Origin of the sequence: Nocardia sp. NPDC101769, from assembly GCF_044766925.1 — a bacterium.
Taxonomy (GTDB): Bacteria; Actinomycetota; Actinomycetes; order Mycobacteriales; family Mycobacteriaceae; genus Nocardia.
This window is the reverse complement of record NZ_JBIWMX010000002.1, coordinates 377,533-404,488: the sequence shown is the minus strand read 5'-3', so window position 1 is coordinate 404,488 and position 26,956 is coordinate 377,533. Positions and strand designations below refer to the sequence as shown.

18 protein-coding genes are annotated in these 26,956 nt (G+C 66.1%); 2 read left to right on the top strand and 16 right to left on the bottom strand.

Features of this window, described 5'->3' with window-relative positions:
• Positions 1 to 24: 24 nt before the first annotated feature.
• From ACIRRA_RS04835 to ACIRRA_RS04800, 8 genes are all read right to left on the bottom strand, one after another.
• Positions 25 to 504, bottom strand: a complete 480-nt coding sequence (locus ACIRRA_RS04835; RefSeq protein WP_402763125.1) for a PaaI family thioesterase — start codon at positions 502 to 504, stop codon at positions 25 to 27.
• Positions 494 to 2,257: a long-chain-acyl-CoA synthetase gene (locus ACIRRA_RS04830; protein ID WP_402763122.1), complete on the bottom strand. Its 1,764-nt coding sequence runs from the start codon at positions 2,255 to 2,257 to the stop codon at positions 494 to 496. Before ACIRRA_RS04830 ends, ACIRRA_RS04835 begins: the two co-directional genes overlap by 11 nt.
• Position 2,258: 1 nt before the next feature.
• Entirely contained in the window at positions 2,259 to 3,176 is a 918-nt protein-coding gene (locus tag ACIRRA_RS04825; protein ID WP_402763120.1) for an SDR family oxidoreductase, read from the bottom strand.
• Between the two features lie 46 nt (positions 3,177 to 3,222).
• Positions 3,223 to 4,782: an NAD(P)/FAD-dependent oxidoreductase gene (locus tag ACIRRA_RS04820; protein WP_402763117.1), complete on the bottom strand. Its 1,560-nt coding sequence runs from the start codon at positions 4,780 to 4,782 to the stop codon at positions 3,223 to 3,225.
• A gap of 40 nt (positions 4,783 to 4,822) precedes the next feature.
• Positions 4,823 to 13,327: an SDR family NAD(P)-dependent oxidoreductase gene (locus ACIRRA_RS04815; RefSeq protein WP_402763114.1), complete on the bottom strand. Its 8,505-nt coding sequence runs from the start codon at positions 13,325 to 13,327 to the stop codon at positions 4,823 to 4,825.
• 249 nt (positions 13,328 to 13,576) lie between these two features.
• Positions 13,577 to 14,875 (bottom strand): cytochrome P450, encoded by a 1,299-nt coding sequence (locus ACIRRA_RS04810; RefSeq protein WP_402763111.1) that lies wholly within the window; start codon positions 14,873 to 14,875, stop codon positions 13,577 to 13,579.
• 37 nt (positions 14,876 to 14,912) lie between these two features.
• The gene (locus tag ACIRRA_RS04805) at positions 14,913 to 15,716 is read right to left on the bottom strand and encodes a LuxR C-terminal-related transcriptional regulator (protein WP_402763108.1); all 804 of its coding nucleotides are present in this window, start codon (positions 15,714 to 15,716) and stop codon (positions 14,913 to 14,915) included.
• Between the two features lie 199 nt (positions 15,717 to 15,915).
• Entirely contained in the window at positions 15,916 to 16,773 is an 858-nt protein-coding gene (locus ACIRRA_RS04800) for an arginase family protein (protein WP_402763105.1), read from the bottom strand.
• Between the two features lie 223 nt (positions 16,774 to 16,996).
• On the opposite strand from ACIRRA_RS04800, the gene ACIRRA_RS04795 reads away from it, so the two are divergent.
• Positions 16,997 to 17,455: a winged helix-turn-helix transcriptional regulator gene (locus ACIRRA_RS04795; RefSeq protein WP_402763103.1), complete on the top strand. Its 459-nt coding sequence runs from the start codon at positions 16,997 to 16,999 to the stop codon at positions 17,453 to 17,455.
• Positions 17,456 to 17,469: 14 nt separating this feature from the next.
• On the opposite strand, the gene ACIRRA_RS04790 is transcribed toward ACIRRA_RS04795, so the two are convergent.
• Positions 17,470 to 18,483 carry a TauD/TfdA family dioxygenase gene (locus tag ACIRRA_RS04790; RefSeq protein WP_402763101.1) on the bottom strand — a complete coding sequence of 338 codons (1,014 nt, stop codon included), beginning with the start codon at positions 18,481 to 18,483 and terminating at the stop codon, positions 17,470 to 17,472.
• 33 nt (positions 18,484 to 18,516) lie between these two features.
• Positions 18,517 to 19,164 (bottom strand): LuxR C-terminal-related transcriptional regulator, encoded by a 648-nt coding sequence (locus ACIRRA_RS04785; RefSeq protein ID WP_402763098.1) that lies wholly within the window; start codon positions 19,162 to 19,164, stop codon positions 18,517 to 18,519.
• 376 nt (positions 19,165 to 19,540) lie between these two features.
• Here ACIRRA_RS04785 and ACIRRA_RS04780 point away from each other — a divergent pair, with 376 nt between their 5' ends.
• Positions 19,541 to 21,178, top strand: coding sequence for an MFS transporter (locus ACIRRA_RS04780; RefSeq protein WP_402763096.1), 1,638 nt, complete (start codon positions 19,541 to 19,543; stop codon positions 21,176 to 21,178).
• Here the strand turns inward: ACIRRA_RS04780 and ACIRRA_RS04775 are convergent.
• Genes ACIRRA_RS04775 through ACIRRA_RS04750 form a run of 6 tightly spaced genes read right to left on the bottom strand, consistent with a single transcriptional unit; the run spans position 21,175 to position 26,905 of the window.
• Positions 21,175 to 22,548: an MFS transporter gene (locus ACIRRA_RS04775; RefSeq protein ID WP_402763093.1), complete on the bottom strand. Its 1,374-nt coding sequence runs from the start codon at positions 22,546 to 22,548 to the stop codon at positions 21,175 to 21,177. The two genes, ACIRRA_RS04780 and ACIRRA_RS04775, sit on opposite strands and share 4 nt — an antisense overlap.
• Complete coding sequence (locus ACIRRA_RS04770; protein ID WP_402763090.1) at positions 22,545 to 23,795, bottom strand: kynureninase; 1,251 nt, start codon at positions 23,793 to 23,795, stop codon at positions 22,545 to 22,547. The genes ACIRRA_RS04775 and ACIRRA_RS04770 overlap by 4 nt, the downstream gene beginning before the upstream one ends.
• Positions 23,796 to 23,798: 3 nt before the next feature.
• Positions 23,799 to 24,224, bottom strand: coding sequence for an ester cyclase (locus ACIRRA_RS04765; protein WP_402763087.1), 426 nt, complete (start codon positions 24,222 to 24,224; stop codon positions 23,799 to 23,801).
• Positions 24,225 to 24,239: 15 nt separating this feature from the next.
• Entirely contained in the window at positions 24,240 to 24,647 is a 408-nt protein-coding gene (gene speD, locus ACIRRA_RS04760) for an adenosylmethionine decarboxylase (RefSeq protein ID WP_356998190.1), read from the bottom strand.
• Positions 24,644 to 25,399: a 2OG-Fe dioxygenase family protein gene (locus tag ACIRRA_RS04755; protein ID WP_402763084.1), complete on the bottom strand. Its 756-nt coding sequence runs from the start codon at positions 25,397 to 25,399 to the stop codon at positions 24,644 to 24,646. Before ACIRRA_RS04755 ends, speD begins: the two co-directional genes overlap by 4 nt.
• A gap of 48 nt (positions 25,400 to 25,447) precedes the next feature.
• The gene (locus ACIRRA_RS04750) at positions 25,448 to 26,905 is read right to left on the bottom strand and encodes a glutamine synthetase family protein (RefSeq protein ID WP_402763081.1); all 1,458 of its coding nucleotides are present in this window, start codon (positions 26,903 to 26,905) and stop codon (positions 25,448 to 25,450) included.
• Positions 26,906 to 26,956 lie beyond the last annotated feature (51 nt).

The following is a 26,956-nucleotide window of genomic DNA, read 5'->3' as shown; positions in this document are numbered from 1 at the left end:
CGGCGCCGCACCGGAGATCGGAGGTCAGGGTTTCGGCAACTGGATGACCTGGATGGTGGAGATCGCCGTCGCCGTCAGCTTGCCGTTCCCGTTGTGGGCTTCCGCCGCGATGTAGATCGCCGTCTGCCCGGGCTTGCGGATGGTAGCGGTCAACGTCAGGTGTTCACCGACGAAGACCGGGCGCAGGAAATGCGTCGTCAGGTCCATACTCGTGGTCGGGTTCTTCGCGGTCAGGTAGCTGAGCGGCGCCATGAGGTCGTCGAACATGGCGGCGAGGAAGCCGCCCTGGAGCATGCCCATGACATTGCCGTACTTCGCGGGAATCTCGACCGTCGCCGAGATCGATTGGCCTGGAACGAATTCCTCGTAGTTCAGTCCCAGGGTCGTGGTCGAGGGCGGCGGCAGCTTCAGCTCGATGCCGGGCGGGACCGGGAGCTGGTCGAAGGCCGCGATCGCGTATTTCACGATCTCCTCGTGCCCCTTGATGACGGTTTCATTGGCCATGGACGGCTCCTGTCTCGCCTCGAACGATGTGCAGATAGCGCTCTCGCGTGAGTTCGGTGTAGGCAGGGTCTGCGCCATCACGGATATAGATGGGTTCCCCCTTCCGTGGCGCGAACCCCTCGCGCTGGAGCGTCAGCTTGGAAAGCTTCAGTGTCGCTGTGGTTTCCAGTGTCGAACGTACCCGAATGAAGACCGGTTGTGCGTAGGTCGGCAAGGCCGCGTCGAGGTGCGCGGCCAGGGCCCCACCGTCGAATCGGGCACCCTCGCCGAGCACGATGGCCGCCATGCCGGCCCGGCCCTCGCGACCGGGGACGGTGACGCCGTAGACACTGGCGGCGGCGATCCCGGGCCAGCGTGCGAGCTGTTCGGCCACCTCGGTGGTCGAGACGTTCTCGCCCTTGTTGCGGAAGGTGTCACCCAGTCGATCCACGAAGAACAGGTTCTTTCGCTCGTCCAGGCGGAACGCGTCGCCGGTGTTGAACAACGCGTCTCCGTCGCGGAAGGCATTCGTGAGCACTTTCGCGCGGGTGGCCTCGGTATCCCGATAGCCCGAGAACGGGGTGCGCGCACGGATCGGGCCGAGCAGTACACCGACGTCCCCCGGCCCGCACGGCACCAGGCGTCCCCTGTCCCGCACGAAATCGTCCAGCTCGAAGTCCCATTTGGCGAGTTTGCCGCCGAGCCGCAACTTACCAACCGACCCGACCGTCCCCGACAGATTGAGCGTGGCGATATTGCCCTCGGTGGAGGCGTACATTTCGACTATCCGCGGTATCGCGAACCGGTCCTGGAGTCTCCCCCAGACGTCGGACTGCAGCCCTTGACCGACGATCACCCGCACCCGGTGCCGATGGTCATCCGCACCCGCCGGGGTATTGACCAGATACCGGCACATTTCACCGATGTAGTTGAAACCTGTTGCCTCGTAACGCCGAATGTCTCGCCAGAACCCGCCCGCGGAGAATCGGCGGCCGAGCGCCAGGGTGGATCCGTGCGTGAGGACGCTGGCCAGCGAGATCACCAGGGCGTGGGTGTGGAACAGGGGAAGGCAGTTGTACACCACGTCCCCGGGTTCGAAACGCCATGCCAGAGCGCCGAGCACCCGGCCGACGGTGGTCAGCCGCTGGTAGCTCATGACGGCGGCTTTGGGGAGCCCGGTCGTTCCGCTGGTGAAAACGTAAGCGCCCGTGTCCCCGAGCGCGCGCTGGGCGGTTTCGACCGGATCGGTAACCATCTCGCTCGGCATGAATTCAGCGAAACCCGATGTGCCACTGTCTGTTACACCGGGCTCACAGTCGATCACGCATCGCTCGGCCAACTCGTGCGACAGCCGGTCCCCCATCGCCAGGAACGCGGGCAGGCATTCCGAACCGACGATCACCCGGGCGGCCCCGCACACCGCCAGCGCATGCGCGAGCCCGTCGCCTCTGGTCTGCGTATTGACAAGCGCCACAACGATTCCGAGCTTGCCGGCCGCCAGGTAATGCCAGAGGAATTCCGGCCGGTTCTCCATGACCAGGGCGAGGACATCGCCCTGCGCCAGGCCCGCGACCCGATACGCGTGCGCAATGCTGTTGACGATGCGATTGGCCCGCGCGTAGTCGAAGCGCTGGTCCTCGTACAGCAGGAAAGCCTGCGTCGGCTGCGTGCGGGCGCGCCGCTCGAGCTCGAGCGCCAGGGTCCGGTGGGACCCGGCGCCCTCGAGCAGCCCCCGGGCGAGAATCGCGTACGACCCGAGTCGGTGGGACGGCACGCTAGACGCCCTCGGGCTGCGGCACTGCCTTCGCCCGGTCGGCCGAAGCCATGGCGGCGAAATACATCTGCTGGGCCACCTCGGCGACGAGATCCCAGCGCTCCCAGGTCATCGGCGTCGGCTCGGTACCGGGCACGAACTGGTAGCGCGACAGATCCTCGATGCCCCTGAACCGGGCCAGGATCTCGTCGTCGATCAGCGCATTGCCGGTGAACTTCGCCGGATCCTGTTCCAGCACAGCCATAATGGCGTCGACGACGATGTCCTCGGTACGCCAGTCCGCCGGGCTGCCGATGCCGAGATTCTGAGTCGCCAGCGTCCCGATCAGCGTGCGCGTCCAGATCGTGTTGCAGGCGATCCCCTCCGCCGCAACCTCCTTCCCCAGACCCAGGGTCAGCAGGGTGGCATTGAGTTTCGACGACATGTACGCCACCTTGCCGCCCATGTGCTGTATCCCTTCGGGATCCAGCGGCGGGCTCAGGTTGACGATGTGACCCCAACCGCCCTGCCGCATGTGCGGAAGGCAGTGGTGCGCAAGGAGAAACGGCGCCCGGGCATTGATGGCCATTACCAGGTCGTATCGCTTGTGCGGGGTGCCCTCGACCGATTGCAGCCACATCGCGCCGGCATTGTTGACCAGGATGTCCACCCGGCCGAAACGCTCCACCGTCCGATCGACCAGATTCTTCAGATCCGCCTCGTTGCGCACATCGCACCGCAGTCCCAAGGCCTGCGCGCCGCGCGCTTCGACCTCCCGGACCGTGTCCGGCACGCTGCCCGCCAACCGCCCGCCGGCCTCCATCGTCTTCGCGCCGATGACAATCGACGCGCCCTGCTCGGCCAGGGCCAGGGCCAGGGCCTTTCCGATACCGCGACTGCCACCGGTGATGATCGCCACCCGGTCCTCGAACTGCTTCACCTTCGGCTCCTTTCCTTCATTTCGACCGTGTTCGTTCCGACCGCGGTCACTCGGCGACGGCCGCGACGGGCTCGGGCAGGTCGAACCGCTTGGCGACCTCCTGCTCGAACGACTCCGCCCAGGCCTCCAGCCGGTCGACATTGCGCCGCATATCCCGGAATGTCTGGTCGGCGGTCTTCTCGGTGAGCAGGTCCAGGTGCAATTGCGCGCAGATCGGCACCTTGCTGTATTCCACGAACAGGTACTTGTCAGGCTGCGCGGCCTGCGCCCCGAAGGCGCGCAGATTCGCCTGCATGCGGGCCTGGATGCCCTTGAATCGGGTTGCTATGGGATGGAATTCGGCCGCCGCCTCCTCGTTGCCGAGCAATTCCCGGAACAGCAACTGCGAGGGCAGCGCCCAGTAGAACGAGGTATCCCACATCACCTTGGTGAACATGGCGGGCGCACTGCCGAAGATGGAGTAGTTCTGGTGGTACATCCCCAGGTAGTTCGGCCACATGTCGTCGAGCATCAACTGGTTGAAGGTCTGGGCGGCCTCGGGGGTCAACCGGTCCTTGCGATCGAGTTCGATCAGGCGCGTGGTGATGGTGTTGGTGTAGGCGATGTAGTCCGAGCCCGGGCTGTAGAAGGCGTCCAGGAAGACACCCGCCTCACCGACGCAGGCCCACCGATGGTGCGAGAAGATCTGCTCGGAGGCATAGCTCGCATTGCGCACCTGCAGGAAGTCGATCGGCTCGGCCCCTTCGATGAACGATGCCAGTGTCGGCTCGTGCTCGGAAATCCATTGCCGCGCCTTCTTTTCCGTCCCATAGCCGCGGAAGGGATGGATGTTCTCGTCGGTGACGATCCCGATGCTGGTGTTCCCCGAGGACAGCGGGATCATCCAAACCCAATACCCGGTGCCCATCAGGTGATTGGTCGAGAACCACCGGCGCTCCTGGGTGGGCGGTCGCCACGTCGGGTCCGTGGTGCCGGTCATCCGTTCGACATCATATTCGCCACGGAAACGCCACCAGGCCGCATTGATCTTGTGCGGGCTCGGGGCGCTCAGGCCGAGCTTGCGCTGCAGCAGTCGCTGGCGACCGGACGCGTCGACGACGAATCGCGCCCGCACGGTCTGCTCGCTCCCGTCGGCCACCGCGAAGTGCACGAGGTGGTCGTCGTCGGCGGTCGACACGTCGACGTCGAGCACCTTCGCCTGCTCGACCAGATCGATCCCGAGTTCGCCCGCGCCCTCGCGCAGATCGCGTTCGAATCTGCCGCGGTCGATCTGATACGACGTCACGCGCGGGAACCGCCGCGCCCCCAGTTCGGGTCGCGCCTCGAGCGGCCCGAAGGCATCGCCGAAGAACATCCGCAGTCCGAGCTTGTGCAGATGCCGCCGGTTGAGATACCCGGTCAGGCCGAGCTGTTCGCTGAAATAGTGCGCACCTCCCTCGACCGTCGCCTCACCCACCTTGTAGGCCCCGTCGGGGATTTCGCCGCCGCTGCGTTCCAGCACCAGCACGCTGAGATCGGGCATGGCGCGCAGCAGCTGTCTGGACAGCGTCAGCCCTGCCAGGCCGCCACCGCAGATCACGACGTCGTAGCGTTTCGCCGGATTCATGATTTCCTCTCCGTTCAAAGCTGTTGGGCCGCGGACCGGCTCAGTGCCCGTCGACCAGACTCGTGAAACTCGGGAAGGCGTCCTCGGCCGACAGCTCCTGCGCGATCGTGCGCATGACCTGTGGGTCCGGGTTCTGGATGAACAGGTGGCCGCCGGGGACGGTGGTGAGGGAGAACTTGCCGCTCGTCAACTTGCCCCAGCCCTGTAGCTGGTCCAGTTCGAAGACCGGATCATCGGCGCCGCGCAGCACCGAGATCGGGGCGCGCAGTGTGTAACCGTTGCTGAAGCGGTAGTCGCCCAGCATCTTCAAGTCCGCCCGGATCGACGGCATCCAGTGCAGGATCGAGGCTTCGTCCTCGACGGGGATGTCCAGCAACTGGTTGTCCCGCAGCACCCCGAGCACGCGGCTGTCGGATTCGGTCTCCAACTCGAAGCCGTCGCGAATGTGATTCAGGTTGCGCACATAGTTCTCGACCAGTGCCGGGGCCGGCCAGCCACCGATGATCAGCTTCATCGGCACCTCGTTGTAGTGCTGTTCGAGGTATCGGGTGAGCTCGTAGGCGAGCAGCCCGCCCATGCTGTGCCCGTAGACCACGAAGGTCCGGTCCAGGTGCGGCAGCATGGCCTCGGCCAGCTCCGCGATGAACTCCGGCATCGAATCGATCGGCACATCGTCGAGTCGGTCCTCGCGGCCCGGGAACTGAATTCCCACCACCTCGACCGAGTCCGGCAGGTCACCGGGCCACGGGTTGAAGACCGAGGCGCCACCACCGACGAACGGCAGCGCGAACAATCGCGTCGAGGCGGTGTTGGAGCGGCCGATGACGGTGCGGATCCACCGTTCCGGACCGGTGGCCTGCGCCGCCGATGCCGGTGCGACACCGGTGGTTTCGCCGGAGACCAGCGCGAGCACCTCGCCGGAGAGTTCGGTGATCGTCGGGCCGCGCATCAGACCCATGGTCGGGAAGTCGATCTCCAGGTGCTTGGCCAGCATATTGCGGATCTGGCCCGCCATCAGCGAATCCATGCCCAGATCGGTCAGGCCGACGTCCTGGGCGAGGCGATCGACCGGCATGTCGAAGATCCGCGAAATCTGTTGCGAGAGTGCAGTTATCAGCCGCGGCAGCCGCTCGTCTTCGGGCAGTTCGAACAGTTCGGCACGCAGACCCTCGGTGCCGAACCCGGCCATGACGCCGGCCGTTTCCTGCGTCGCGAGGTGGGCGAGCCGCGGCGAGCTCCGCACGATCGGCATGACCTGATTCATCTTCGCCCAGTTCACGCCGAACACGCTGGCGCGGCCGACGCCCTGCACCAGGCAGCGTCCGATGAAATCGAGGGCCAGGTCGGGTGAGATCGGCGTCCACCCCAACCAGGACAGCGTGTCGAGCTTGGTGCGCGCGACGAACCCGACCTCGCCGATGGCGCCCCAGTTGACCGTCAGGGCGGGCAGGCCGAGCTGGCGGCGATGTACGGCCAGCGCGTCCAGGAACCCGTTCGCCGCAGCGTAATTCGACTGTCCGGGCGTGCCGACGTTCCAGCTCATCGAGGAGAACATCACGAACGCGTCCAGGGCCAGGTCGCGGGTGAGGTTGTGCAGATGCCAGGCGCCGTCGACCTTCGGCCGCACCGCCCGCAGAAACTGTTCCTCGGACATGGTGGCCAGCGGGCCGTCCGCGATGACCATGGCGGCGTGGTAGACCCCGCGCAGCGGCGGCAGCGACGAGATCCGCTCGAGCAGATCTTTGACCTCGGCCTCGACCGAGACGTCGGCGCGTTCGAGTACCACCTCGACACCCGCTTCGCGCAGCGCCGCGATCGGCCGCTCGTTCTCGTCGTCGATCTGCGCCCGGCGTCCGACCAGCACGATGGTGCGAGCGCCCTTGTCCGCCAGCCACTGCGCGGTGCGCAGGCCGAAACCGGTGTAGCCGCCGGTGATCAGGTAGGCGCCCCGGGGATCGACGCCTTCCTCACCGGTCGCGGTCGGATAGACCAGAACCTCTGCGTCGGAATCGAATTCGACGACCACCTTGCCGATCTGCTTGGCGCCCGCCATGAACCGGAACGCCGAATCCACCTCCGCGGCCCCGAAATCGGTGTGCGGCAGCGGGGGCAGTGTGCCCGCGATAACGTGCTCGAGGACCTCGGTCATGGCCTCGCGGCACCGGGCCGGGACCTCGAGCAGCATGCGGTCGATATCGACGGCCGAGTAGCTCAGGTTGTTGCCGAACGGCTTCAGACCGAGCTTGTAGTTGTCGTAGATGTCCTTCTTACCGATCTCGACGAACCGGCCGTGCGGGCGCAGCAGCTCGAGACTCTTCGGAATCGTTTCGCCCTGCAGGGAATTCAGCACGATATCGACCCCGTCGTAGCGCGCCCGGATCTCGTCCGCGAAGGCCAGCGAACGGGAGTCGAAGACCTCCTCCACGCCCAGGGAGCTCAGGTAGGACCGCTTCTCCGGGCTGCCCGCGGTGGCGAGAACCGTTGCGCCGAGCCGTTGCGCGATGTGGACGGCGGCCAGGCCGACGCCACCGGCGGCCGCGTGCACCAGCACCCGCTCGCCCCGCCGCAACCGGCCCACGTCCACCAGCGCGTACCACGCGGTCAGGTAGGCCATCGGCAGCGTCGCGGCATCGGTGTCCGACAGATTGCCCGGCGCCGGGTAGACCTGTTGTGCGTCGGTGACGACCCGAGAGCCGAAACAGCCACGGGCGAAGGCGATCACGCGGTCGCCGACGGCGAGCCCGGTCACCTCGGACCCGATGTCGGTGATGACACCGGCGCATTCCACACCGAGGTTCTTCTCGTAGAACCCGCCGGACGTCGCGCCCTCCGAGAGCACCCCGAGGGTCAACATGATGTCGCGGAAGTTCAGACCGGTAGCGGTGGGCCGGATGGCGACATCGTTCGGTCCCAGGGCCGGCAGGGTCCGTCGCTCGTAGCGCAGTTCATCGATTCCGGGCTCGAGGGGAACGGTCAGCGCGAACGGGGTTTCGTCCGACCCCCGCACCGGGGTCGCGACCGAGGCTTCGAACTCGGCGAGCGAGAGGTGCTCGAAGCGGTCGGCGAAGCGGACGCCGCCGCGATAGGCGATCTCTTCCTCCGCCGTGCGCACGTGCAGCAGCTCGTCGAACAGCTCGGCCGCGCGGGTGCGGGCCGGGGCGGCCGGATCGAAGTCGATGATCTTGGCCCGCAGGCTGCTGTGCTCGCTGAGCAGCACCCGCAGAATGCCCCAGCTGGGCAGCTGCGACGGCGCGGTGCGATCGGCCGGATCGACGACCGGGCCGCCGGCCGTCGCCACCCAGAACCGCGGCGGCACAGCCCAATCCAGCTGTTCGACCGCCTGCGCCAGGGCGATCACACTGTAGGCGCCCTCGGACTCCACCCGCGGCAGCAGCTCGGTCGTGAGCTCGGTCCCCGCGAAGTCCAGATTCCACAGGTGCAGTACACCGACCACGGTGCCGTGGTCCGCGCGGACCTGCTCGAGCACCCGCCGCAGATCGGCATTGCTGGTCGGTTCCACCCCGTAGGCGTGGTCGCCGATCCGTTCGAAAGCCGCTGCGCGAGTAACGATCACGCTGCCTTCGGCCGCCTCACCGAGCACCGCGAGATACTCTTCGCCGACGCCGTCGGCATCGGCGAGCACGACCCAGGGGCCGGGTTCGATGCGCGGCTGATGGGGTTCGAGATCGACCCGCGGCGCCCGCGCGGCGATCACCGAACAGCCGGTCTGCTCCGGGCTCGTCATATCGGAGAAGATCTGGACGCATACGAAGCCCGCGGTGGGCAGGAACTCCCGCCAGTTCGCCTCGGAGAGCAGCGGATAGCTCGGCCGCAGGTCGCGGTCGGCGAAACGCCACCAGCCGTCGGTCATACCGAAGGTGAGATCGACCCAGTGCGGCGGATTGGTCTCCTCGACGACCAGCATGAGCCCGCCCGAGGTGAGCAGCTGCTCGACATTGCCGAGGGTGGCGCGCAGATTCTCGGTGGCGTGCAGGACATTCGCCGCCACGACGATGTCGTAGTAGTGCGAGTCGAAACCCTGCTCCGCGATGTCGTGTTCGATATCGAGGATGCGATAGTCGACGAAGTCGAACTCGGTGAACCGCTGTCGCGCCTTGTTCAGGAACAGCTGTCCGATATCGGTGAAGACGTATTCCGCGCGGTCGGCCGGAAGCTCCTTCAGGATCCAGCCGGTGGTACCGGCCGTGCCCGCGCCGATCTCCAGCACCCGGATGGGCCGATCGCCCGGCAGCGCCCGCACCGCCCGCGCGACCACCTCGGCGACCGTGCGATTGCAGCGCTCGAACGAGAACGAGGTCTCGTAGAGATCGACGACCGATTGGTACTCGCTCTCGGGGAAGATGAGTTCGATCGGATTGATCTCGTCGCGCAGGACGGCGGCCACTTCGCTACCGCAGCGTTCCAGTACCGCGTACTCGGACTCGCATTCGGGATGCCGCTCACGCAGCAGGGCCAGCACCGCTACGGTGTCGACTCGGTCGGGGACGATCTCCGGTCGCCAGTCGTCGCCGTCCCGGCTCGTAATCCCGTGCCGGGTCAGCAGTTCCAGCAGGCGGGCGAGGTAGTTCCGGTGCTTCTCGTGCACTCCCAGCTCACCGGCGATCGCGTCGAGGGTGACGGCCCGCCCCGGAGTGAAGTCGAAGCCCAGCCGATGGAAGGCCTCGGTCACGTACGCGATGCAGAGCCGGTCCATCTCCGCTTCGGTCGTGGCGTAGTACTCGCGGTTGAGCGGCCAGTCGCGCACCTCGTCGAGGATCGGGTCGACGGCCGCCGTCAGTTCGGCTTCCCCCGGCACGAAATCGGCCGACAGCAGCGTCTTCACGCGCACCGCGGCCGGACGCCACCGGTACTCGTAGAGCCATTGCAGCAGGGACTCGCGCTCCCCGGCGGGCTGGGTGATGGATTTGCCCTTGAACCCTTCGAAGTGGGCCACCAGCGAGCCGTCCTCGTTGAGCAGCCACAGATTGCCCTCGCAGTAGAGGGGGTCGTCGAGGATATCGGCCTGCCCGTAGCAGTACACGCGCTTCCCGGCCTTGGCGTGGAAGCTGAATCGCTTGACGTCGAACGGAATATAGAGCGTCTTGTCATCGGTGTTGGGATCGTTGCCCATCGCGATGGACAGCGATTGGAAGCAGGCATCGAGCAACGCCGGATGGATCATGTGCCGCGATGCCTCATCGGCGATGGCTTCCGGAGTGTCGATCCGCCCGAGCGAGCGGAGCTCGCCGTACTTCAGCTCGGTGATCGCACGGAAGGTCGGGCCCAGCATCAGGCCGTTGTTGCGGAACTTCGCGAAGACCTTCGCGGGATCGAACTCGAGCGGGCAGTGCGCGTCGAGTTCGGCGAAGGGCACGGGCAATTCGGTGTCGGGGGCGCCGCGGCGCACCGTGCCCGACGAGTGCAGCACCCAGTCCTTGTCGCCGTCCTGCAGGCTGTACACCCCGAAGTGCAGCGACGGATTCAGCACCACCTGGACCAGCGGGGCCGGGCGATCGTCGAAAATGAAGAGCGGGCGGCGGAATTCGACGTTCTCGATCGAATAGCGGTCCGGACCGAACACATCGGTCAGGCAGCCGACGATGAGGTCGAGGTGGCCCGCGCCGGGGAACACGATGGGCCCCTGGACACGATGGTCATCGAGCCACGGAAACACCGCCGTGTCCATGACCAGTTCCCAGACATGCTTGTCCGGCTCGTCCGCGGCGGGAGTGCGGGTCCCGACGAGCGGATGCCCCACCGACGGGAAGCGCTTACCGCGCGACAACGGCGTTTCCAGCCAATAGGTTTCGCGCTGCCAGGGGTAGAACGGCACCGGCGCGCGCTCGCCGCCGGACGCGAAGACCGTCTCCCACGCCGGGTCGAAACCGGCGACATACAGGGTGGCCAGCGAGCCCAGCAGGGTCGCGCGGTCGCTCTGCTTGCGATGCAGCGACGGCACCGCGACACCCTGCACCTGCCGCTTGGCCAGCAGCTCGCCGATGGCGGTCGAGTGGATGGGGTGCGGACCGAGCTCGACGAAGGTCAGGTGCTGATCCTCGATGAGGTGATCGACGGTGGGCGCGAACCGGACGGGTTCGCGGATATTGCGCCACCAGTACTGGGCATCGAGTCCACCGGTCGGCACGATGTCGGCGGTGACCGTCGAATACATCGGAACCGTCGCCGCACCCGACGTGATGCCGGACAGGGAGGCCAGCAGCTCGTCGTGCAGCGGATCCATGTGGTGGCTGTGGAACGCCACCGCCACCTGGAGCATGCGGCAGAAGATTCGGTCCTGCTCCAGCTCGTGCCGAATCTCCTCGAGCGCGTCGGGATCGCCTGCCAGCGCTGTCGATTCGGGGCCGTTGAGCGCCGCGACCTCGACCCGCCCGCGATAGGCGGTGATGCGCTGCTCCGCGGCGTGATACGGCAGGCCGACCGCCAGCATCTTGCCCTTGCCCGACGCCCGCTGCTGAACCCGGCTGCGGTGGAAGATGACTCGGACCGCGTCCTCGAACGAGAGCGCGCCCGAGACGCACGCGGCGGCGACCTCGCCGATGCTGTGACCGACCACGGCCGCGGGGGTGATGCCCCAACTCTGCCAGAGCGTGGCCAGGCCGAGCTGTACCGCGAACACCGCCGGCTGCGCGATGAAGGTCTCCCCGATCCGGCTGTCGGCTTCGTCCCGGTCGAGTTCCTCGAGCACGCTCCAGTCGGCATGCTTGCGCAGTTCGGCGTCGACGCGCTCGATCACCTCGCGGAAGACCGGGCTCTGGGCGAGCAGTTCGCGCGCCATGCCCCACCACTGCGGACCCTGGCCGGAGAACACGAAGGCCACATTCGCCGTGCCGGAGGTCCGCACACCGGTATGCAACTCGTCGGGCTCGGTCCCTCTGGCCCAGGCCCGCAGGGTATCTCGCAGTTCATTCGCGGACGAGCACACCATGGCCAGCCGCTGGTCGTAGTGTGAACGGGTGCGGGCCTGCGCGGCGGCGACCGCCGGGAGCGCGGCCGCGGTCTCGGGATCGGCCAGGAAATCGGCGTAGGTATCGGCGTAGGCGTGCAACGCGTCCTTGGTTTTGGCGCTGAGGGTGAACAGCACCGGCTCATCGACCGCGCTCTCGATCGAATTACTCTGCGGCGCAACAGAATCCGTCTTCGATGCGACGACCGGCGGACCCTCCAGGACCACGTGTGCGTTGGATCCGCCGAAGCCGAACGAATTCACACCCGCGAAGCGCGGCGCGGCCGTCGGCCACGACTCGCGGGTCTGGGCGAGCCGCAGCCCCAGCTCATCGAACGGAATCTTCGGATTCGGCTCGGCCGCATACAGATTCGCGGGGATCTCACCATTCTTGACGACCAGGCAGGCCTTGACGATACCGACCATGCCGGCGGCCGACTCGAGGTGGCCGACATTCGACTTCACCGCGCCGACAATGCAGGGCCCCTGCCCGTTGCGGCCCGCGCCCAGCACCTTGCCCAACGCGCGCGCCTCGATCGGATCGCCGACGGCGGTTCCCGTCCCGTGGGCTTCGATATATCCGATGTCGGTCGGTGCGACGCCCGCGTCACGGCAGGCGTCCATGATCATTTGCGCCTGCGCGTCCTCGCTCGGCACCGAGATGCCATTGGTGCGGCCGTCCTGATTGGTCGCGCTGCCGCGCAGCACCGCGTAGATGCGGTCGCCGTCGGCGACGGCCGCCGACAGCGGCTTGAGCACGATCGTGCCCGAGCCCTCACTGCGGATGTAGCCGTCACCGGTACGGCTGAACGACTGGCAGCGCCCCTCGGGCGACAGGAATGTCCCCTGGCTGAATCCGATGGTGGCCTCGGGCAGCAGCAGGGTGCTGACGCCGCCGACGATCGCCATCGTTGCCTCGCCCGATCGGATGCTGCGGATCGCCAGGTGAATCGCGACCAGCGAGGACGAGCACGCGGTGTCCACCGTCATACTCGGACCACGCAGATCCAGCAGGTACGAAACACGGTTGGCCACAATGCAGTTCGTCACGCCGGTCATGGTGTGACCGCCGATCTGATACCGGTTCTCGGGATTGAGCTGGATGATGCCGTAGTCGTGGCCGGAGACGCCGGCGTACACCGCCACCTTCTCGCCTGCGATGGCCTCGGGGACTATGCCCGCGTCCTGCAGGGCCTCCCAGCTGGTCTCCAGGAACAGTCGCTGCTGCGGATCGATCCGCGCGGCCTCGGTCGGTGTGATGCCGAAGAACTGCGCGTCGAACGACGACACATCGTCGAGATACCCGCCCGTGCGCGTGCGCATATGTCCGGGCCGCCCGGCATCGTGGTCGTAGAAGGCGGTGGCGTTCCAACGATCCGCCGGGACCTCGCGCACCGCGTCCCGTTCCTCGATCAGCAGTCGCCAGAAGTCATCCACATTGCGAACCTGCCCCGGGAATCGGCATCCGATCCCCACGACCGCTATGCCTTCGTGCCCGGTCGGCTTGCCCTCTGGCCCGGTCGGCTTGCCCTCTGGCCCGGTCGGCACGGAATCAATCGGGGAGCTGTGGACAGCATTCATCACATAACCTCGTTTGTAACAAGAAATCGATCGACTGCACGCACAACGTTGTTCATTGCACTCGTCATCGACGACGATTCGTCTCCAGAACACGCACCCGGGGAGATGATTCCCATAGAGCAGCTTTCCGCCCCACAAGTCGTTTCGAATTCACGACTCGCTTCCATGGAAATCATATGTGGATAATTTCGGCGGTACATCCCCCCGATCGGGTGGGAACATTATTCACCGAAAATAATTAACTACAATTTAATGGCTGGAAGTGGCATGCACCGCGGGTCCGAGCCGGACCGGCACCTGCGCGTAGCCACGGAACGTCAACTGCTGCCTGAGCCGGGGCGGGCCGGCAGGCCGCATATCGGGGAACCGCTCGAACATCGCACGCAGCGCGTAACCGGCCTCCATCCGGGCCAGGTTGGCGCCGAAGCAGGCGTGCACGCCACTGCTGAACGCCAAGTGCTCGTTGGCGTTCGGACGCGTGACATCGAATCGGTGCGGATCATCGAATACCGCCGGATCACGGTTGGCGCCCGCCAGCGACAGCATGATCATGGCGCCCTGCGGCAGCTGTACGCCCTCCAATTCGAGCTCGGTCAGCGCGGACCGGGCCGTAATGAACACCGGCGGTTCATAGCGCAGCACCTCTTCGACGGCATTGGGCCACAACTCCGGTTCCGCGCGCAGCCGGTCCAGCTGCTCGGGATGATTCAGCAGCAGGGTGATGGCGTGACCGATCAAATTGGCGGTGGTCTCGAAACCGGCGCCGATGATGATGCTGGTATTCGCCTTGAGCGCATAGTGGTCCAGTTGGCTGCCCGTGATCATATTGCTCAGCACGTCCTCGCCCGGTTCACGGCGCAATCGCTCGATGTGCCGGTCGAGGTAGTCGTTCAGCTGCCGAGCCGATCGCATGGCACGGTGGTATTTGCTCCAGGAAATGCCGACGTCGAGCATCGGTGTCATCTCTTCGCCCCAGAAAAGGAACTGCCCCATATCCGCCCGCGGCAGGCCGAGCATTTCGAAGATGATCGCGATCGGTACCCGCGAGGCGAACGCCTCGACCATATCGACCGAGCCGTCCGAGGGCATGGCGTCGAGCAACTCCTCGGTGACGGTCTCGACCCGCTCGCGCAGCTTCTCGACCGCACGCGGAGTGAACGCCGAGACGACCGGCCTGCGCATCGTGGTGTGTTCGGGTGGATTCATCCGCAGCATCGCGGGCGGATCGGCCGGATTGGCGGGCGGCGGCATGCGATTGGCGAACTTCGCCAGCACCTTGGGGATCTCGATCCTGGCAGAGCTGCGCACACCGAATCGATTATCCCGCAGGATTGTTCGAACCAGCGAGTGGTCGCAGGTCACCCAGGGTAGCGGCGTCTTCACCAACTTGCCTTGCGCGCGAATCTGTTCGATGTACGGGTGTGGATCCCTGATTCCCTCCGGGCCCATCATCCGGGCGAAGGTGTCACCGCGCCGGGACTGAACGCGCAACACCAGCCGTGGCACTCCTTGCAGCGACAACCAACGTAGCCAATATTGCAAGGTCATCGTATCCACCTCATCCGCAGGCACAACCGAACGAATTCTAAGCGGGTCGAAATCGGGTGGACATCCCCCCGATTCGGTGAAAGTTGGCTGGCCCCTGACACTCTCGTCGATCGACCACCGGACTCGCGGACTGCCGGAGTTCCGCGCGCACGGCGGCGACCGCCGCCTCGATGCGGCTGGCCACCTCGAGCTTGGTGAGGATCCGGCTCACGTGTTCCTTCACCGTGTCCGGGCTGATGTACAGCCGCGCACCGACTTCGCGATTGGACAGTCCATCGATGATGAGCAGCAGGATCTCACGCTCTCGCTCGGTCAGACTCGACAATCGTTGTTGCGCTTCGGGATCGGCGAAGTAGGAGGCGAGCGGCCGGCGGGTCGACGGGGCCGCGGACACCATGACACCCGAGGCCACCAGTTGCAGCGCCCGCAGGACCGCGTGCACGCCGAAATCGGCCGCCAGCACGAGGTCGACGTGTTCCATCTCGGCGCGCGCGGCGCCGCTCTGCACCAGCAACCCGGCCAGCGGCGGATGCGCCAGCGAGCGCAGGTGCCGCACGACGGTGGGCAGCCCGGGCAGCGGCGCCACCGATGCGTCCAGTAGAACGATGTCGGGGCGCCAGCGCAGCGCCTTCTTCACGATCTCGCGACACGATGACGTCCCGGCCAGCACCAGCCCCTGGATCGAGGCCATCGCTTGCTCGAAATCGTCATGGAGATACGGGGAATCGGAGGCGACCACCAGGGTGTGCCGGGTCGGCCGCGCCGGATACGGCATCTCGCTGATGGATCGGTGGCGATTCAGCAGTTGGCGTTCCAGTCCGGTTCCGCGTGAAATCTGCATGCCAGGCTCCCAGTTCGAAAATCGACCTCTGGTCCGCCAGCCGGAACCGATGTCCACACCATCGGGGAGAATCACGTCACCGTGCATCGAAGGTCACGACCCGCTTGAAAAGAAATCCTAAACACACTGCGGGCGATCGACATCCCCCCGATCGGGTGGGCGCCGGCACCGGCTGCGAATTCGCGCCCGGCCGACGGGGTCAGCCCGCCTCCACCGGCTCACCGATGCGACACCGCTTGCCATCCGCGGTCAGCCCCAGCATTTCGAGCAGTACCGCGGCGCACAGGTGCGCGGTGATATCGGCATGATCGTAGGGCGGTGACATCTCCACCAGCGATACCGTCTTCAGATTCGGTGGCCGCATTCTGCGCAGGGTGGCCAGGGCAAAGGCCGACGAGGGCCCACCCACCTCCGGCGCCGAGGTGCCCGGGGCGAAGGCGGGGTCGACGAAGTCGATTCCGAACGACAGCGCCGCCGGCCGGTCGCCGACCACGGAGGCGATCACGCGCGCCACGCCGGCCGGGCCGAGCGCCAGCGCCTCGTCCGTGGTGACGGTCCGCATCCCGAAGTCGCTTCCGCCCTCATCGTTCATCGCGCCGGTGCCCCGGACGCCGATCTGCACACTGGTGCGCAGATCGATCAATCCCTCACCCAGCGCACGCACCGTGGCGGGCGACTCCGCGCGGCCGTGCGCGGCGAACTGGACCAGCGACATCGGGCCGTATTGCTTGACGGCGGAACGTAATTCGGCCACCGCGAGACTGTGATCGCCACCGATGAGGACCGGCAGTATCCCGGCCCGATGCAGCTGATCGATATGCTTCTCGATGAGTTCCAGGGTCTGCGCGTGGTTTCCCGGGGTGATGTCGACATCGCCGCCGTCGACGACGGTGACGGTATCGCCCACCACCAGATTCCGCACCCGACCTTCGTAATCGACATAGGCGCTGGCCGAACGCACCGCATCCGGTCCGAAGCGTGCCCCGCCGCGATAGCCCGCCATCCCGTCGACCGGGACACCCAGGATCATCACATCGGCGCCGTCCCCGAATTCCACCTGCTGAATCTCCCTGTGCGGCAACCGGAAAAAGGTTCTAGGCCCACAGCTGAGTCCAAAGTTCGCTTGCCCGAGCATTTCTGATACCCCCTTGAAGACATAGGTATGTCGAACCGATCAGCATTCGAAGCCGCAGTGCCCCCACTATCTGGTCTCGAATCAAGACCAGATAGTAGCAGCTCTGATCTCAATTTGAAACCGATCGATCGATACGATGTCCCCCATGCGATACGAAGAGCTCGAGAATGTCCCCTGCTCCATCACCCGGCCGCTGGTGGTACTCGGCGACCGCTGGACGCTGCTGATACTCAAGGCCGCCCTCAATGGGGTCAGCCGCTTCAACGCCTTCCAGGCAGCGCTCGAAATCTCGCGCAGTCGCCTGCAGGATCGGCTCGACCGGCTCATCGAGCACGGCATCCTCACCAAACAGAAGCAACCGAACAGCGCCTACGAGGAATACCGCCTGACCCAGAAGGGTCACGAAATCCTGCCTATACTCATGGCTTTCCGGGAATGGGGCGACCGCTACATGGCGCCGGACGGCCTTCCCATGTACTTCAACCATCGCCACTGCACCGGCCAGGCGCACATCACGCTGACCTGCGACGCCTGCGGCGCCCCGCTCACCACGCCGGACATCGTCGCCGTTCCCGGGCCGGGCCTGAGGTTCCAGAAATTGTGATGGCGCAAAGGAATTCACGACCGCTTCAACGGCATGCCCTCACGGAAGGCCGCATGGCCGGGCGGCGGGGTCGGGGCGTCGAACGGATTCAGCCACAGCCGCAACAACTCCCGCGAGATCTCGGCGGAATCGACGAATGCGTCGCGCGCATGGACGACGACATTGTTGTTGAGTAGTTGGATGTCACCGGGGCGAATCTGCATGTTCAGCTTGAACTCGGGCCGATTCGCGATCGCCTCGAAGGTGTCCAGCGCCAGTCGTTCCACCGCTGACACCTCGATACCGTACCACTGGTGCGCGGACTCGATGAACTGGCGCAGGTAGTACCGGCAGGTCAAAATCCCGTCGTGCCAGGCGTAGACCGAATTTCGGTAGTACGGCCGTTCACCGCTGGCCTGTTCGTCGCGCCGATCGTAGTAGAACCCGGCGTAGTAAAGGCCGAGCAGCTCACGATGATTGCGCACCAACTCGTTGTGGATCGTCATCGAACTCGTCAGGCTGCTGACGCCACCCTCGCCCGACGACGTCAGGCACAACAATCCGACGATATCGGGACTGTCGGTATGAAACGGCAGCGGCTCGTTCGTCTGGTAGCCGCGGGTGGCCGTGTTCGACAAGCCGCCATTGCGGTAGTTCCTCACCGCGACGATGATCTCGCCCAACCCGTTCTGCGTCACCGCGATCCCCAGATGCGCACACAGACCCCAGTACATCAGCTCGACATCGGCGCGGGGGATGTCATCGCCGATCGGGAACCCGTTCAGCACAACGAATCCCCGGCCGAACACGAGTTCGCGGGACACGTCGGCGAGCTTGCGCGCCAGACCGTCGAGCGGGAAATCCGACCGGGTGATATCACGCATCTCCTTGCCGGTACTCCGGGCATGTCCGAGCGCGGCGAACAATTCGGCGGTGTCGTCGGCGGTGATCGAGATGGTCCACAGACTCGGGTCGGAGAAGTCATCGGGCACCCACGCCGCCGGTCCGGTAATGGTTTCGGTGCGAATGAAATCCGATACGGCAGTCATGTCGGATCGAGCCTCTCTTCCCGGTAGTGTGTCCTATCCGAACTCCGCGCGCACCGCGACCACTGCGGCTTCGAGTCGGCTCGCCACCTCCAGCTTTCCCAGAATCCGGCTCACGTGCTCTTTGACGGTGTCCGGGCTGATGCGCAATCGGGAGCTGACCGCTCGATTCGACAGACCATCGGTGATCAGCAGCAGGATCTCCCGCTCCCGGCTGGTCAATGCCGAAACGCGTTCTCGCGCATCATAATACGAAACAAGATCGTCGTCATGAGGAACGGCCGGGCGCGGGCCCACCGATACCACCGCACCCGAAACCAGCACCTGCAGCGCCTCGAGGATCGCGGTGATGCCGAACTCCGCCGAGAGCACCGCGTCCAGCTCCTCGACACTCTCCTCACCCTCCGCACCGCCCAGCAGGAGAGCGATTTTCGAGTCCTGGTCCAGCTCGCGCAATCGGCGGACAATGCCCGTCCAGCCGATCGCGGGCTCGACGGACCCGTCCAGCACGACCAGATCCGGGCGCAGCCGCTCACAGCAGGGCAGCACCTCGCGCCAGCTACAGGTGCCCGCCAGTTCGAATTGTGCGCCCGTGGTGACGGTCTCCTCGAATTCCTCACGCGCGTACGGGGAATCGGATGCCAACACCAGCCTGATGTGGCGTAATACAATGGGGCGCTGCATGTTTGGAAACATGTCCGGCACCGATCCGGGCGACTCGATCGCGGTCGGTCCGACCGCTCCGTATAACTCCGACTCAGTGCCCATGGGTCAACTCCCAAAGTTAATCAGTCTCGTTCCAAGACCAAAACTACCAACGTTCGGTTTAACCGGACACCGCCCGAAAGTGACTTCGGTCACTCTGCCCAGCATCTGCTACCGGACTGTGAGCATCGAGAAACACTGCAACACAGCACTATTCGAGGCCCACCCGATTGGGGGGATGCGGTGAGGTCCGTGTGGCCACAAGATCGCTTCGTGGCATGAGTCACGTTCGTTCACACCGGGTTTCGGAGGATGCTGAATGAATTCACGTGCGGCACAACGATACACCGCCACTATGTCCGGCACGCGCCTGAAGCGCGGTAGGCGTTTCGACGGTGCCTCCTACGAGCATCCGGCCGCCTTCCGGATCGGCGTCGGCCTCACGATCCTCGGCGTGCTGCTCCAGCTGCCGATGTTCTATTCGGCGCGGTCGATGCACTACCAGCTGGCGGGCATGCCGGTGACCGGAGAGATGGCCATCGGCATGGCCCTGACCGTCATCGGTGTGGGATGGACCGCCTACAGCCTCTTCCCGCGCAGGCAACCGGCCGGCCTCCACTCGAGCCAGATCAGCGTGGCACCACTCGACGACGCCCCCATCCGGCCCGCGCACATCGCTCTGCTCGCAGTCATCGCCGTCGCGATCACGATCGACGTGATGAAGCCGGTCGCCTTCGCCTTCCTCACGCCCGGCGCCGCAAGCGAATACGGCCTTCGCGGCCCGCTCAACCCGCACGCGCACGCGTTGCCGATCGGGCTCTACCCGCTCTCCGGCATCGGCGGCACGATGGCCGGGTCGTTCCTGTGGGGATGGCTGGGTGACCGGATCGGCCGCCGCGCCTCGATCCTGCTCAGCGCGGTCATCTTCATCGCGACTTCCTGCTGCGGCACCATGCCCGAGTACTGGATGAACCTGGTCACGTGTTTCATCATGGGGCTCGGTGTCGGCGGCATGCTGCCGATCACCTTCACGCTGCTGTCGGAGACGGTGCCGCGCAAGCATCGCGGCTGGATGATGGTGCTCATCGGCAGCGACATCGCCGGCGCCTACATCATTGTCAGCTGGCTCGCCGCGACGTGGGCGTCGCCGGAGCATTTCGGCTGGCGACTGCTGTGGCTGATCGGGCTGCCCACCGGTCTGATTCTGCTCGTGCTCAACCGCTGGATTCCCGAGTCGCCCCGATTCCTGCTGCAACACGGCCGCGCCGAGGAGGCCCGCGCGGTCATGCGCCGCTACGGCGCGGAAGTCGTGGAAACCGAATCCGAACCGAGTGTCGAGCAGCGGCTGCGCAGCGGATCGGCGCAATTGTTCACCGGCCCTTTCCTCGGCCTGTCCGCGGCGATCGTGCTGCTCGCGGTCAGCATCGGCACCACGCAATACGGCTTCCAGCAATGGATGCCGTCGAATCTGCAACGCCTCGGGTTCTCCGAAGCCAACGCCAGCATCGTGCTCCGCAATGCCGCCATCATCGGATTCCCGCTCAGCGTGCCGATCGCGCTGTTGTACGGATTCTGGAGCAGCAAGAAGACCGTGATCCTGGTCGGCGCCCTGATGAGCGCCGCGCTCGCCGCCTTCGCGATACTCGGCGACCACGTCGCCGACAACCACGCGCTGCTCTACACCCTGCTCGTCGTCCCGGTCTGGGGAATCAGCATCCTCAACTCCGTGCTCGCCGCCTACACCGCCGAGGTCTACCCGACGGTCGTGCGCGCCCGGGGCAGTGGGCTGTCCGCGGGCGCGACGAAAGCCGGCGGGGTGTTCATCCTCGCGACCGTCGCGATGGCGATCGCCGCCCCGTCCAGCCGGGTGACCGCGGTGCTCGGGGTCGTCCCGCTGGCTCTCGCCATCGTGGCGCTCATCGCCTTCGGCCCCGAAACCCGGCACCGGCAACTCGAAAGCATCACCGCCGCCGAACTACTCCGTACCCACTAGCCCGCTCGGCTGTCCGCGGGACACATCGCCGCCGCGGGCAGGATCGCGACGCACGCGAGCGTGCCCATGATCCCCAGCGCCCGCCCGAGGCCCGCGGCGGCGTAGACGCTGCCGAAGAGCGCGACCCCGAGCACGAAACTGAATTGGAATGTCGTGGTGGCGATACCGGTGGCATCGGGCACCTGGTCGGGGCGAACGTGCGCCACCGTCAATCCGAGCAGCGGCGTGAAGCAGGCGCCGTAGCCGAATCCGGCCGCCCCGAGCAGCAGCACCCCCGCCGCGCTCGGCCGGAGATGATCGGCCGCGCCGAGCGCGATCAGGCAGGCGCCGAGAATCCCGAGGCCCACGATGGTCAGCGCAGGGTGCCGCCGGTGCGGCACCAGTGATCCCGGCGCCGAGCCGACACCGAAGCCGACCGCGAAAGGCACCAGCGCGAGTCCGGCCGCCGCGGCCCCGTACCCGTGATGGTCCTGGAGATCGGCGGCGACACAGAACAGGACGCCGGTGTAGGTGGTACCCGACAGCAGCAGCGCGACCAGACCCGGCCGCACGCCGGGCACCGCCATGATGCGCAGGTCGAACAGTGGGGAACCATTGCGGGCCAGTTGAATTCGCTGCCACGCGACGAACGCCGCCACTACCGCGATGCCGAGCGCCGCGATCGCCCAGTCGAGCCTGCTCCACCCGGTGTCGGGGCCGAGCGCGAGCGCACCGGTGACAGCCGCCGCGCCGACGGTCAGCGCGCCCACCCCGATCAGGTCGAGCCGCCGCGGAGCGACCGCGATCGCGGGCAGCAGCCTGGCCGCACCGACCAGGACGACCAGTCCCACCGGGAGGTTGATCAAGAAGACGATCCGCCAGCCGAGCCCCAGGATATCGAGACCGATGAGCGCGCCGCCCAAGGCGAGCCCCGCGGTCGCGCCGAGGGAGATCATCGCACCGTAGGCGGCCAGTGCCCGCGCCCGCGCGGTGCCGACGAAATCGGCCTGGATGAACGAGATCGCTTGCGGGACAGCCATTGCCGCGCCGGCACCCTGCACCGCCCGCGCTCCGATCAGCACGATCGCGCCGGGCGCCGCGCCGGTGACGACGGAGCTGACGGTGAACACCGCGATCCCGATCAGGAACAGGCGCCGCCGCCCGCGATCGGAGCCGAGCCGCGCGCCGGTGATCAGCAGGCTCGCATACATCAAGGTGTAGGCCGCGACGGCGAGCGCGGCCGTGCCCGGCTCGATCCCCAGATCCCGCTGGATCGACGGCGCTGCGATATTGCCGACGGTGGTGTCCATCGAGGCCATGAATTGACCGGCCAGCACCACCGTCAGCGCCAGCCAGCGCCGCCGGGCCCCGATGGTCGCGACAACCGTCATCGGCGCGGGCCGCCCTGAACCGTCCCGACGGTGTCGTCGGCGAGCAGTCGTTCGAGCGCCTCGACGCAATCGAAGACGTCGACATACCGGATGTAGAGCGGCGCGAGCCCGAAGCGCAGCAGGTCCGGTGGCCGCAGTTCGAGATGGAAACCACGGGCCGCCAAGCCTTCCGCGAGACGCGGGGCCGATGCACAGCGCAGCGACACGTGACTGCCGCGCTGTGCGCTGTCGGCGGGTCCGGTCACCTCGACACCGAAACGGGCCAGCCGGGCCTCGGCCAATGCGACGAATTCCGCGACGAGCGCACGGGATTTGGCGCGTACCGCCCGTGGATCGGCCCGTGCGGTGAGCCGCACCCCGGCATCGAGGGCGAGCAGGCTCAGCAGCGGCGGGCAACCAGTGGTCAAGCGGGCTATCCCGGGATCGGGCCGATGGTCGGCGGTGAAGTCGAACGGCCGCGCGTGCCCCAGCCATCCGGTGATCGGCTGCTGAAAGCCGGGCAGCAGCCGCTCGGCGACATACATGTACCCGGGTGCGCCCGGCCCGCCGTTGAGATACTTGTATCCGGCGCCGACCGCCAAATCGGTGCCCGCGGCATCCACCTCGACGGGGACGACGCCTGCGCTGTGCGACAGGTCCCACAGCACGAGCGCGCCGGAGGCGTGTGCGCGCTCGTTGATCCGGCGCATCGGTAACAGTCGCGCGGTGCGGTAGTCGACGTGGCTGAGCAGCACCACCGCCACGTCCGCGTCGAGGTGATCGACGATCTCCTCGGTGGGCACCCGGCGCACCGTCGCCTCCGGGCGGACGTATCGCGCCACACCGTCGGCGATGTACAGATCGCTCGGGAAATTGTCGTGGTCGGTGAGGATCACCGACCGCGCTCCCCCGGCCGCGCGCGATTGCAATTCCATTGCGCCGCACAGCAATTTGAAAAGGTTGACCGAGGTGGATTCGCCCACCACCACCTGGCCGGGAGCCGCGCCGATGAGGCGGCCGATCCGGTCGCCGGTGGTGACCGGCAGTCGCAGCCACTGGTGATCCCACCAGCCCGCGTTCATGTCGTCGCGCCAGCGCCGCATGGCCTCCTCGAGCCGGTCCCAGGTTTCGCGCGGCGGCGGGCCCAGCGAATTCCCGTTGAGGAAGACGCGGTCGTCTCGCAGATCGAACAGCGCCCGCAGGTCGGACAACGGATCGACGGCATCGAGCTGTTCGAAGTGCCGGCGCTGGTCGGCATTCGTTTCCACGCGTCACTCCGTAATCTGTTGCATCAGACCGTAGATGTCCTCGTTGTGCCACCACTCCGCGAGCCGATTGTCGGCATCGAATCGCATGATGTCGATCCCCGTCAGCGATACCGCACGCCCGGTCCCGGCGACACCCGACAGCACACCGGTATGCGTGCCCGAGGAGTTGTATCTGGCAACGAGTTTGTCACCGTCGATGAGCACGTCTTCGATGACGAACTTGAAGTCGGGAAAGGCCTGGTGCCAATCGAGGGCCATGGCCACGTGTCCCGGTTTCGTATTCGGAAACGCGTCGATGGGGCGGTGATCGAAGAAATCCTCGGCAAGCACTCGGCCACCCGCCGGATCACCGTGGTTCCAGAGTTCACCGATCCAGATTCCCTCGTATACGTGCCGCATGAGATCGCGGCGGCTCCATGCGTCGGTCATGATGTCTCCTTCGAACTACCGGAACTGGCCATTCGGTCCCGCGACGAATGCCGCACGCCCGCGTTTGATCCATTGGACGGTGGCACGTTTCGGACGAAACGCGGCTTCCAGCACCGGAATCGCCGTTTCCGGGTCCGTGGTACCGCAGGTGAAGATATCCACCGCAGCGTATTCGTACTCCGGCCAGCTGTGGATGCTGATGTGTGATTCCGCGAGCACCGCGACACCGGTGACCCCGCCGGCGCCACCGAAATGATGCACATAGATGTACAGCAGCGAGGCCTCGGTGACCCGCACACATTCGCGCAGGGTCCGCTCGACCAATTCGGGATCGTCGAGACGGCTCGCGCCGATGAGATCGACGAGCAGATGGGTGCCCGCCGCACGCAGCTGTGGTATCGATGCGGCCACTATCTCCGTCATCGGGGCTGCTCCGCGGGAAGCGGGTTGAGCGAGAAGCCACACACGTCACGGGCGGCTTCAGTGGCGTCGGCGGCCACCGTCACCGGTGTCACATCGTGCAGCAGTCGCGGATCCTCGAACACCACGGTGTCGATCGGCGCCTCCAGTTCGAGTTTGCGATACACCACGCCGTCCAGATCGGCGAAAAGGCTGCGCCCACCCGCCACATTCGTTCGGTTGATGAGCGAAATCGAGGTGAAGGCATGTCCGTCGTGGTGCATTCCCTCCGGCGCCGGATATCCGGGTTTACCGGGCTGCGCGACGATCCGGATCAGGTGCACTCCGATCTCCCAGTACCGCGCCGCGCTCAGGCGCTCCGCCGGGAGCACCGCGAGCACGTCCCACATCAGTTGATGCAGAAAGGGATTCCTCCTCGTTCGCTCCGCGAGCGGTTCGAATTTCCGCTCGAATCCGCCCGCATAGGGATTCAGCTCCGAATCCTGGTAGAACGCACGGTGTTCCAGCAGGTCGATGCGACGTTCGGCGGTATCCGCCGCGAAGAGGCTGAATCTGCGCTTCCGGAAGGCGTATTCCGTCTTCAGCCACCGGTCGTCGGCCAGATCGTCGAAATCCTCGGCCAATTCGGCGAGTCCGGTGACGATCTCCCGCGGGAGCGCTGCCGTCGGTTTTCCGGGCAGCAGGATCACCGGGTCGCTGTCGAAGCGGTCGGTGGGTAGGGCGTCGAAGAGCTCGGTATCAATTGATGAGGTCATCGTATCCTCTTCTCTGCGAGCCGCTCGGTGTCGATACCGAACGGACGATCACGACACGTAGTCGAGATAGAAGTCGAAATCCCACTCGCTGGTCGTCGCCAGGAATCGTTCCCATTCATCGAGTTTGTGGGCGGTGTACACCCGATACATATCGCCCGGCAGCGCCGACCGCAGGACCTCGTCGCGGTCGAGTGCCTCCAGTGCCGCACCGAGATTCATCGGGAGACTGCGCTGCGGGTCCGGCGTGCCGTCGTAGCTGTTGGCGGCCGTCGGCGGACCGGGGTGCAGGTCGTTGCGCAGGCCGTCGTCGATCGCGGCGAGCAGGCCCGCCGCCATCAGATAGGGGTTGACCATGGAATCGGCGGTACGGTACTCGACCCGATCCGGCGCCGATACCCGGACCGCGCAGGTGCGATTCTGGAATCCCCAGCCCGCCGCCACGGGCGCCCACAACCCGGTATCCAGCAGGCGGCGGTAGGAATTCACCGTCGACGCGCCGAGGGCGGTGAGCGCGGGCAGATGCGTGACGATCCCGCCAACCATGCGCTGGGCAATATCGTTGAGCTGCTGCGGATTCGAGCCCGCCGATCGGCCTTCGGTCAGCAGGTTCACGCCACCGCCGCGGTAGCTCCGCACGGCGGGCATGGTGGTCTCGGCTTCCGCCGGGACGATCTCGTTGTCGCCGTCACGCCACAGCGAGAGATTGTGATGACAGCCGGATGCCGACAGCCCCGGAAACGGCTTGGTCATGAAGCAGGCGATGACATCGAATTCCCGTGCCACCTGACGGCAGATCTGCCGGTAGGTGAGGAGCCGGTCGGCATTGCGCAAGGGATCGTCGAACCGGAAATTCAGCTCGAGCTGCCCGGGCGCGTCCTCGTGGTCGCCCTGGATCATGTCCAGACCCAGTGCCCTGCCGTAGGAAAGCACCCGCAGGGTGATATCGCGCAGCTCCTCGAGCTGGTCGACGTGATAGCAGTACGGTTTGGTGACGCCGACCAGGTCGTTGTCCTCGGTACGGCGCAGCCACATCATCTCGGGTTCGGTGCCGACCCGAAGCCGCATGCCGTGCCGGTCGGCGAAGGCGTCGTGCAGCTGCGCAAGATTGCCACGGCAGTCGGAAGTCAGTGCGGCGCCGGGCATTTCGTGTTCTTCCCGGTTACGGAACAGCCGGGCGAACACCCGCGCGACGCGGCCGTCCCACGGTAGCTGGGCGAAGGTCTCCGGTTCCGGAATCGCGATCAGCTCGGAGGCTTCCGGGCCGTATCCGAGGTAGCGACCGCGTCGGTCGGTGGCGACATTCGACACCGATCCGTACACCAGTTGCACGCCCCGGTTCGCCAACTCCTCCCATCGCGAGGCCGGCATGCCCTTGCCGACCACACGGCCGGTCACCGACACGAATTGCACGTAGATGTACTGGATGTCGAGTTTGTCGATGAGCTTACGAACATCGTTGCACGCGTCGCTGCGTCCCGGCTCGGACAGAAAGACATCGATGTCCACGGGGTTGCCCCCCTTCATTCGCGCCGCAACGCTTGTCAGATCGACGTCACG

Coding starts and splice junctions, on each gene's coding strand:
- ACIRRA_RS04835 (WP_402763125.1), bottom strand. CDS start 504: ATGGCCAATGAAACCGTCATCAAGGGGCACGAGGAGATCGTGAAATAC.
- ACIRRA_RS04820 (WP_402763117.1), bottom strand. CDS start 4,782: ATGAATCCGGCGAAACGCTACGACGTCGTGATCTGCGGTGGCGGCCTG.
- ACIRRA_RS04815 (WP_402763114.1), bottom strand. CDS start 13,327: ATGAATGCTGTCCACAGCTCCCCGATTGATTCCGTGCCGACCGGGCCA.
- ACIRRA_RS04810 (WP_402763111.1), bottom strand. CDS start 14,875: ATGACCTTGCAATATTGGCTACGTTGGTTGTCGCTGCAAGGAGTGCCA.
- ACIRRA_RS04805 (WP_402763108.1), bottom strand. CDS start 15,716: ATGCAGATTTCACGCGGAACCGGACTGGAACGCCAACTGCTGAATCGC.
- ACIRRA_RS04795 (WP_402763103.1), top strand. CDS start 16,997: ATGCGATACGAAGAGCTCGAGAATGTCCCCTGCTCCATCACCCGGCCG.
- ACIRRA_RS04790 (WP_402763101.1), bottom strand. CDS start 18,483: ATGACTGCCGTATCGGATTTCATTCGCACCGAAACCATTACCGGACCG.
- ACIRRA_RS04785 (WP_402763098.1), bottom strand. CDS start 19,164: ATGCAGCGCCCCATTGTATTACGCCACATCAGGCTGGTGTTGGCATCC.
- ACIRRA_RS04780 (WP_402763096.1), top strand. CDS start 19,541: ATGTCCGGCACGCGCCTGAAGCGCGGTAGGCGTTTCGACGGTGCCTCC.
- ACIRRA_RS04775 (WP_402763093.1), bottom strand. CDS start 22,548: ATGACGGTTGTCGCGACCATCGGGGCCCGGCGGCGCTGGCTGGCGCTG.
- ACIRRA_RS04765 (WP_402763087.1), bottom strand. CDS start 24,224: ATGACCGACGCATGGAGCCGCCGCGATCTCATGCGGCACGTATACGAG.
- speD (WP_356998190.1), bottom strand. CDS start 24,647: ATGACGGAGATAGTGGCCGCATCGATACCACAGCTGCGTGCGGCGGGC.
- ACIRRA_RS04755 (WP_402763084.1), bottom strand. CDS start 25,399: ATGACCTCATCAATTGATACCGAGCTCTTCGACGCCCTACCCACCGAC.